The sequence below is a fragment of the Streptomyces sp. NPDC031418 genome, from assembly GCF_055581605.1.
Genome location: NZ_JBVIJC010000004.1, coordinates 60,799 through 68,928, shown reverse-complemented (window position 1 = coordinate 68,928; position 8,130 = coordinate 60,799). Strand labels below are relative to the sequence as shown.

Genomic DNA, 8,130 nt, shown 5'->3' with positions numbered 1-8,130 from the left:
GGGACAACGCCCTGCCGTTCACCGCCGCCCGTGACGCCGCCACCGCCCACCGGGTGGCCGGACTGCTGCGCGCGGCGGCCTGACCCGGGCGGGCAGCAGCCGGTGTGGCGGCCCCGGGCCGGGGGAGTGTCAGTCCCCCGGCATATCCTGATCCTGAATGGCCGTCGGCTGACGAAGGGGTCCGAAGGTGCCGTCGATGCTCGATGCGGTCGTGGTGGGTGCGGGGCCGAACGGACTGACCGCTGCCGTGGAGCTGGCCCGCCGTGGCTTCTCCGTCGCCCTGTTCGAGGCCAAGTCCACCGTGGGCGGTGGCGCCCGCACCGAGGAGCTGACCCTCCCCGGCTTCCGGCACGACCCGTGCTCGGCCGCCCACCCCCTCGGCATCAACTCGCCCGCCTTCCGGGATCTGCCCCTCGACCGCTACGGCCTGGAGTGGCTGCACGCGGAGCTGCCGATGGCGCACCCCTTCCCGGACGGCAGCGCGGCCGTCCTGTCCCGGTCGGTGGCCGAGACCGCCGCCTCCTTCGGGCCCCGGGACGCCGGCGCGTACCGCAGGCTGGTCGAGCCGCTGCTCGCGCACTGGGACACCCTCGTCCGGGACTTCATGTCCCTGCCGCTGACCGCCCTGCCGCGCGACCCGGTCACCCTGGCCCGCTTCGGCCTGGCCGGGCTGCCGCCGTCCACCTGGCTGATGCGCCGCTTCCAGGACGAGCGGGTCAAGACGCTCTTCGCCGGACTGGTCGCCCATGTGATGGCGCCGCTGAACGGACTGGCGACCAGCGCCATCGGCCTGGTCTTCGCCCTCTCCGCGCACGCCCGCGGCTGGCCCGTGCCCCGCGGCGGCTCCCAGGCGATCTCCGACGCGCTCGCCGCCTACCTGACCGACCTCGGCGGCGCCGTCCACACCGACTACGAGGTCAAGCGCCTGGACGACCTGCCGCCCGCCCGCGCCTACGTCTTCGACACCTCGCCGACCGCGCTGGCCCGGATCGCGGGCTTCGGCGACTACTACGCCGGGTATCGCTACGGCCCCAGCGTCTTCAAGATCGACTACGCGCTGGACGGCCCGGTGCCCTGGACCGCGCCCGAGGCCCGGGTCGCCGGCACCGTCCAGATCGGCGCCGACCACACCGAGATCGGCACCGCTCTGCACGCCGCCTCCCGCGCGGGCCGCGCCCCCGACCGGCCCTTCATGATCACCGTGCAGCCCGGCGTGGCCGACCCCACCCGGGCCCCCGAGGGCAAGCAGGTCTTCTGGGCGTACGGCCATGTCCCCAACGGCTGGTCCGGCGACCTCACCGACGCCATGGAGCGCCAACTGGAGCGCTTCGCCCCCGGCTTCCGCGACCGCGTGCTCGCCCGCGCCGTCGCCGGCCCCGCCGAGATGGCCTCCCGCAACGCCAACTACGTCGGCGGCGACATCGCCTGCGGCGCCGCCTCCGGGCTCCAGCTGCTGCTGCGGCCCCGGCTGTCCCTGTTCCCGTACCACACGCCGCATCCGGCGGTGTTCATCTGCTCCTCGGCCACCCCGCCCGGACCCGGTGTGCACGGCATGTCGGGGCACAACGCGGCGAAGGCCGTCTGGCGGAGACTGAGGCAGACATGACCGCCATCACCCTCGTCCGGGGCGACATCACCGAACAGCACGCCGACGCCGTCGTCAACGCGGCCAACTCCTCGCTGCTCGGCGGCGGAGGCGTGGACGGCGCGATCCACCGGCGCGGCGGCCCGGCCGTCCTGGAAGCGTGCCGCGCCCTGCGCGCCGCCCGCTACGGCCGGGGTCTGCCCACCGGGGAGGCCGTCGCCACCACGGCGGGCCGGCTGAACGCACAGTGGGTCATCCACACCGTCGGCCCGGTCTGGTCCGCCACCGAGGACCGCTCGGAGCTGCTCGCCTCCTGCCACCGCGCGTCCCTGCGGGTCGCGGACGAACTCGGCGCCCGCACCGTCGCGTTCCCGGCCATCTCCACCGGCGTCTACCGCTGGCCGGTCGAGGACGCGGCCCGCATCGCGGTGGACACGGTACGGACCACACCGACCGCCGTGGAAGAAGTGCGCTTCGTCCTCTTCGACGACCGCGCGTACCAGGCGTTCGCCGCGCAGCTCCGCTGACGCAGTCGCCGGGGGCATATACCCGGCGACCGTCGGAAATGTCCCCGGTCACGCTTTCCGGAACGGGAACCGACCAGTACGCAAAGGGATGCAAACCCCCCGGGGAACAGGGCCGTTGGGGGGTCTCCGGGGTGCGATGGTTCACCTAAGTGGGTGATAGCATCCCCGCGTCTGTGACCTTGGTCCCCTCGGCTGAGGCGCCGTAGAAAACGATTTCGGCCCGGTACTCGACCACATCGCGGCCAAGTCGTCCTGGAAGCCGGTCGTGCCCCCGGTTCGCGCGGCGTCCCTCCGTCAACGGCCGCAGGCTACACGCCAGGAAAGGTTTCCATGAATCGAGACGCACTTGTGTGGTGCCTGGTTGCGGTGACGGTGATCGCCGTCGTCGCGGCCGTGGCCCTCAGTCGTCGCAACAAGGCCATAGCGGCGAAGAAGGCCCAGGCCGAGGCCCTGCTCACGCAGAGACTGAGCGAGGCCGAGGCCCAAGCAGCCGCTTTACGAGCGGAGTTGCACCAGCACCGGACCGAGCACGCCAGGACCATCCAGGAAGCCGAGGAGGCGGCGGAGGACAGCACCAAGGCCGTCCTCAAGGGCTCCGCACGCTTCCTCCAGAGCCTCGCGGCCGAGCAGTTGGCGCTGCTGGAGGAGATCCAGCGCAAGTACGGCGGCCACTCCGTGCTGGGCGACCTGCTCGAAGTCAGCCACGCCAACGCGCAGATGGCCCGCAAGGCACAGGGCATCGCGGTCATGTGCGGTGCGCCGCTGGGCCGTCGCAACCGGCCCGCGAGCGTGTACGACGTGGTGCGCAGCGCGCAGGGTCAGATCCGCAACTTCCGGCGGGTCGAGATCATGCAGCAGACCGGTTTCGCGCTGAAGGCGTCCGCGGTCTCGCCGGTGGCGCTCGCCGTCGCCGAACTGCTCGACAACGCCGCGAGTTTCTCGCAGCAGGGCTCGCCCATCGAGGTGACGTTCCAGCGCGTGCAGAGCAACCTGTGCATCGTCATCGACGACGCCGGTGTCGGCATGAACGACGAGGAGCGGCAGAAGGCCAGCGCCCTGCTCTCCGGCGACTACCGGCCGCGCCTGTCCCAGCTGGGCAACCAGCCCAAGTTCGGCTTCCCGGTGATCGGCCTGCTCGCCCAGCAGTACGGCTTCCGGGTCGACGTCACCGGCATCTCCCGCTACGGCGGTGTGCGCGCGGTCGTACTGCTGCCCGAGGAACTGTGGACCGAGGAGGAGACCGCTCCGGTGGAGGACGACCGTACGGCCGCTGTCCGTGGCCCCGTCGGCCGCCCCGAGCCCGTGGCCCGCACCGCGCACGGCCTGCCCCGGCGCGGCGCCCGCCAGGTGCCCATCGCCAGCGTCCCCGACCGCGACGACACCACCGCGCCGCCCCCCGCGGCACCGGAGGAGGCCGGGCGTGCGGCGGGCCGGAGCCTCGGCGCCTTCCAGCGCGGCACGCTCTCGGGCCGCAACCTCGCCGCGGCCCCGTCCGAAGGGTCGGATGAGGCATGATCGAAGACCTGTCGTGGATGCTTGAGGACATCGTGGCCAACGTGCCCAAGGCACGCCACGCGGTCCTGCTCTCCGCGGACGGCCTGCCGCGCGGCGCGACCGAGGGCATGGCCCAGCGCGACGTGCGGACCATCTCCGCCGCCATGGCGGGCATGCAGTCGCTCAGCCGGGCCACCTCGCACTTCGCCGGGACCGGCGAGGACCGCCAGTGGAACCAGACGATCATCGAGTTCTCGCACGGCTGGATCTTTCTGATCGGTGCCGGGCAGGGCGCCTATCTCGCGGCGGCCGCGGCGCCCGACGTCGACATGCAGCAGATCTCCTTCCGGATGCACCGGCTCGTCGCCCGGCTCGGCAACAACCTGACCTCGCCGCCCCGGGTGCACGCCGACGACGCCCCCGGCGACCGGCCCGGACACCCCCGGCACGAGAACGGCCGGGGCACCGGGATCCCGATCGCGGACCTCGACGAGGTGATCGCCGAGGTCCGGGGCGCCCGGCACGCCGTACTGCTCGGCGCCGACGGGCTGCCGCGCGGCGCGACCACCGGCATGAGCCAGGACCTCGCGGACACCATCTCCGCGGCGATGACCGGCATCCACGCCTACAGCCGCGCCACCGCGCAGTTCGCCGGAGCGGAGCCGGACGCCCAGTGGCGGCAGACGGTCATCGAGTTCCAGCACGGTTGGATCTTCCTGATCTCGGCCGGCCGGGGTGCCTTCCTGGCGGCGGCCGCCCAGCACGACGCCGACATCGAGGAGTTCACCACCCGGCTGCACAGCGTCGTACCGCGGCTGAGCGGAGAGCTGGCACCGCACGGGGAGGCGAGCCGCACGTGACCGACGAGCCGGACGAGGGACTTGAGCTGACCTCGGCGTTAGTCCCGTTCTTCGTCATCGCCAACGGGCGTTCGCTGCCCCCGGAGAACGCCTACGAGCGCACCACCCTGGTGTCCGCGAGCGAGGACGCCTTCGCGTCGGCACGCACGCTGTCCCCGGAGGCCCGTCTCGTCCTGGACCTGGTCAAGGACGGATTCCTGTCCGTGGCCGAGGTGGCCGCCCACACCCATCTGCCGCTGGGTGTCGTCCGGATTCTGCTGGCGCAGATGGAGGACAACGGTCTGATCGTCGCGCGCAAGCCCGTGCCGCGTGCCGAACGTGTCGACCGAGAAGTGCTGAACGCCGTGCTCGACGGCCTCAAAGCTCGATTCGGAGCGTGATTCGTGTACCTGGATTCAGGTGTCCTCACCGCGGTGAAGGTCCTCGTGGTGGGGCACTTCGGGGTCGGGAAGACCACGTGCATCGGAAGCATCTCCGAGATCGAGCCGCTGCGGACCGAGGAAGAGATCACCGAGGCCAGCGAGGGCTTCGACGACCTGTCCGGCACCCCGGACAAGACCACCACCACGGTCGCCATGGACTTCGGCCGCCTCACCATCAACGAGGAGGTGGTCCTGTACCTGTTCGGCACGCCCGGGCAGGAACGTTTCAAGGAGATGTGGGAGGAGCTGTCCCGGGGCGCCCTCGGCGCACTGGTCCTGGTCGACCCCGAACGGCTCTCCGAGTCCTTCCCCGTGCTGGACCTGGTCGAGCGGTTCGGACTGACCTACGCCATCGGTGTCAACTACTTCGACGGCACGCCCCGTTACCCGCTCGAGGAGATCCGGGAGGCGCTCAACCTGTCCCTGGACACGCCCGTCGTCCCCTGCGACGTACGCGACGAGCAGTCCGCGGCACACGCCCTCATCACCCTCGTGCACCACCTTCTGTCCCTCACCTACTAGGAGCCCACCCCCTATGCAGCAGCGCCCCGGCATACAAGGGCCGCCCCCCGGCTGCCCCGCCCACGGCGGCAACCCCCAGCTCTACGGCCCGCAGTTCGGCTCCGACCCCGACGCGCACTACGCCTACCTGCGCACCCTCGGCCCGAGCGCGCCCGTCGACATCGCTCCCGGGGTGGAGGTCGAACTCGTCACCAGCTACGACGCGGCGCTGTACATCCTTCAGAACCCCGCGTCGTTCGTCCGGGACTCACGGCGCTGGAACGCCCTGAACGAGGGCCGCGTCCCCGAGGACAGCCCCGCGCTGCCCATGATGGGCTACCGGCCCAACGCCCTGTTCAGCGACGGCGCCGCGCACGCCCGGCTGCGCCAGGCCGTCACCGACAGCCTCGCCACCGTCAACGAACTCCAGCTGGTACGGCAGACCCAGCAGTCCGCCGACTACCTGATCAGCCGGTTCAGCTCCGAACGGCTCGGCCAGGCCGAGCTGATGGCCGAGTACGCGCAGCCGCTGCCGCTGCTGGTCTTCAGCGAACTCTTCGGCTGCCCGCCCGAGATCGGCGACCGGGTCATCACCGGCATCAGCGGCATCTTCTCCGGCACGCCCGGCGCCGACCAGGTGCTCGCCGAGGCGCTGTCCGAGCTGATCGCCCTCAAGCGGCGCCGCCCGGCCGAGGACCTGACGACCCGTCTGATGCAGCACCAGGCGGGCCTGTCCGACGAGGAGGTGCTGCACCAGCTGGTGACCCTGCTGTCCGGCGGCACCACCCCGCTGTCCGCGGTCATCGGCACCACCAGCGCGCTGATCCTCGGCGAGGAGTGGCAGACGGACCTCCCGGTCGAGGACGCGGTCAACCAGGTCCTGTGGAACTACGCGCCGATCGCCAACTACGCCGCCCACTACCCCACCCACGACGTGGAGCTGGGGCAGCGCGTGATCAGGGCGAACGACCCGGTGGTCATCTCCTTCGCGGCCGCCAACACCGACCCCCGGCTGGCCGAGCACCGCGAACAGCTCAGCGCCAAGGCACATCTGGCCTTCGGGGCCGGGCCGCACGCCTGCCCCGCCAAGGACCCCGCCTTCGTGATCGCCGTCACCGCCGTGGAGTCCCTCCTCAACCGGCTGCCGGACATCGAGGTCCGCGCGCCGTTCAAGGACCTGAGCTGGGTTCCGGCCCCGTGGAGCCGCTCCCTGGTGGCGCTGCCCGTGCGGTTCACCCCGCGCACGATCGGTCCGGCCGCCGCGCCGGCCCGGGAACAGCAGCCGGCCGCCCCCGCCGCTGCGGCCGCCTCGTCCACCGACCGGCCCACCGCGCCGAAGCCCAAGCCGGGTCTGTTCAGCCGGTTCCTGGCCTGGACCCGAGGAGAGTGACGAAGGCAACTCATCGTTGAATCGTCATTTTGTATGTACCCGTCAAGCAAGGGGTATGCATGGCGGCGGTCGATCAATTGGATCAAGGAAGGGCCGTTGTGGAGACCGCTGCGATAAGACCACCTGCCGACAGGCGCCGTACCGTCTCGCTCTTCTCCCGTCTGCGGACGGCACAGGGACAGGCCAACCCGTTCCCTGTCTACGCCGAGCTCAGGTCGAGGGGCGAGGTCGCGGCGGCGCCCTGGGGCGGGTACCTCCTCACCGGCTTCGACGTGTGCGACCGGGTGCTGCGCAGCCGTGACTGGCTGGAGCCGGACAGCCGCTGGCGCGAGCAGCAGGGCTCCGGCACCCGGTGGACGGCGCCCTCCTCGCGGGAGATGAGCCGGACCCTGCCCGCGCTCAACCCGCCCGAGCACACCTGGGTGCGCCGCGCGGCGGGCATGTTCGACCGCAGCTCCCTCGACCAACTCCGCGGCCCCGTCGCCCGGTTCACCGGCCGCAGCCTCGACACCCTCGCGGAGCGGCTGCACGACGGTGAGGCCGACTTCAACGCGCTGGTCAGCGAGGAGCTGCCGGTCGCCGTCATCGGGCACTGGCTCGGCCTGCCGACCGCCGACCACGCGCGGCTGCGCGAGCTGACCCACGACCAGGTGTTCACCCAGGAACTCCTGCCCTCGGCCAGCCAGCTGGCCCTCTCCGACGCGGCCACCGCGGAACTGCGCACCTACTTCACCGACCTGGTGCGGGAACGCCGCGCACGGCCCGGCGACGACCCGGTGTCCCGCTGGCTCGCCGTGTGGGACACCCTGGAGAGCGACCGCGACAAGGCCGACGAAGCCGTCTACTTCCTGGCCCTGTTCGTGCTGCTGGCCGCCCTGGAGACCACGGCCACCCTGCTGTCCACCATGACCCTGCTGCTCCTGGACCACCCCCGGCAGTGGCAGCGGCTCGTCCTCCAGCCCGACCTGGTCCCCGCCGCCGTAGAAGAATCGTTGCGCTACGACCCGCCCACCCATGTGATCAGCCGCGTCTCCGCACGCGACTGCGTCCTCGGCGGCGTCGGCATCCGCAAGGACGAGATGGTCCACCTGCTGGTCGGCGCGGCCCACCGCGACCCCGCCCGGCACCCGGACCCGGAACTGTTCAACCTGCACCGCAAACCGGGCCACCTCGCCTTCAGCGGAGGCGCCCACTACTGCCTCGGCGCGCCCCTCGCGCGCATGGAGGCCCAGACCCTCCTGCACCAACTGGTCACGCGCTTCCCGCGGCTCGCTCTCGTACGCCGGCCGACCTGGGCCCCGCGCGTGGCCTTCCGCCGCCTGCTCAACCTGGACGTCACCCTCGTATGACC

8 protein-coding genes are annotated in these 8,130 nt (G+C 71.8%); all 8 read left to right on the top strand.

Annotated elements, in window-relative coordinates; all coding sequences use genetic code 11:
• The first annotated feature begins 187 nt into the window (after positions 1 to 187).
• The 8 genes from ACZ5CZ_RS06425 to ACZ5CZ_RS06390 all read left to right on the top strand — a co-directional run bounded on the left by ACZ5CZ_RS06425 (position 188) and on the right by ACZ5CZ_RS06390 (position 8,128).
• On the top strand, positions 188 to 1,606 hold the full coding sequence (locus tag ACZ5CZ_RS06425; protein ID WP_468939740.1) for a phytoene desaturase family protein: 1,419 nt from the start codon (positions 188 to 190) through the stop codon (positions 1,604 to 1,606).
• Positions 1,603 to 2,112, top strand: a complete 510-nt coding sequence (locus ACZ5CZ_RS06420; RefSeq protein ID WP_468939738.1) for an O-acetyl-ADP-ribose deacetylase — start codon at positions 1,603 to 1,605, stop codon at positions 2,110 to 2,112. The genes ACZ5CZ_RS06425 and ACZ5CZ_RS06420 overlap by 4 nt, the downstream gene beginning before the upstream one ends.
• Before the next feature lie 330 nt (positions 2,113 to 2,442).
• Positions 2,443 to 3,627 (top strand): ATP-binding protein, encoded by a 1,185-nt coding sequence (locus tag ACZ5CZ_RS06415; RefSeq protein ID WP_385842960.1) that lies wholly within the window; start codon positions 2,443 to 2,445, stop codon positions 3,625 to 3,627.
• Positions 3,624 to 4,466, top strand: a complete 843-nt coding sequence (locus tag ACZ5CZ_RS06410) for a roadblock/LC7 domain-containing protein (protein ID WP_385842958.1) — start codon at positions 3,624 to 3,626, stop codon at positions 4,464 to 4,466. The genes ACZ5CZ_RS06415 and ACZ5CZ_RS06410 overlap by 4 nt, the downstream gene beginning before the upstream one ends.
• Positions 4,463 to 4,846, top strand: coding sequence for a DUF742 domain-containing protein (locus ACZ5CZ_RS06405; RefSeq protein ID WP_385842957.1), 384 nt, complete (start codon positions 4,463 to 4,465; stop codon positions 4,844 to 4,846). Before ACZ5CZ_RS06410 ends, ACZ5CZ_RS06405 begins: the two co-directional genes overlap by 4 nt.
• Before the next feature lie 3 nt (positions 4,847 to 4,849).
• Positions 4,850 to 5,410, top strand: a complete 561-nt coding sequence (locus tag ACZ5CZ_RS06400; RefSeq protein WP_468939733.1) for a GTP-binding protein — start codon at positions 4,850 to 4,852, stop codon at positions 5,408 to 5,410.
• Between the two features lie 13 nt (positions 5,411 to 5,423).
• Positions 5,424 to 6,779 carry a cytochrome P450 family protein gene (locus ACZ5CZ_RS06395; protein WP_385842955.1) on the top strand — a complete coding sequence of 452 codons (1,356 nt, stop codon included), beginning with the start codon at positions 5,424 to 5,426 and terminating at the stop codon, positions 6,777 to 6,779.
• Positions 6,780 to 6,877: 98 nt separating this feature from the next.
• A complete protein-coding gene (locus tag ACZ5CZ_RS06390) occupies positions 6,878 to 8,128 on the top strand; it encodes a cytochrome P450 (protein ID WP_468939730.1) in 1,251 nt (416 codons plus the stop codon).
• Positions 8,129 to 8,130 lie beyond the last annotated feature (2 nt).

What these genes read in the sequence shown, in the direction of transcription:
- ACZ5CZ_RS06420 (WP_468939738.1), top strand. Translation starts at nt 1,603, where the DNA reads ATGACCGCCATCACCCTCGTCCGGGGCGACATCACCGAACAGCACGCC.
- ACZ5CZ_RS06415 (WP_385842960.1), top strand. Translation starts at nt 2,443, where the DNA reads ATGAATCGAGACGCACTTGTGTGGTGCCTGGTTGCGGTGACGGTGATC.
- ACZ5CZ_RS06410 (WP_385842958.1), top strand. Translation starts at nt 3,624, where the DNA reads ATGATCGAAGACCTGTCGTGGATGCTTGAGGACATCGTGGCCAACGTG.
- ACZ5CZ_RS06395 (WP_385842955.1), top strand. Translation starts at nt 5,424, where the DNA reads ATGCAGCAGCGCCCCGGCATACAAGGGCCGCCCCCCGGCTGCCCCGCC.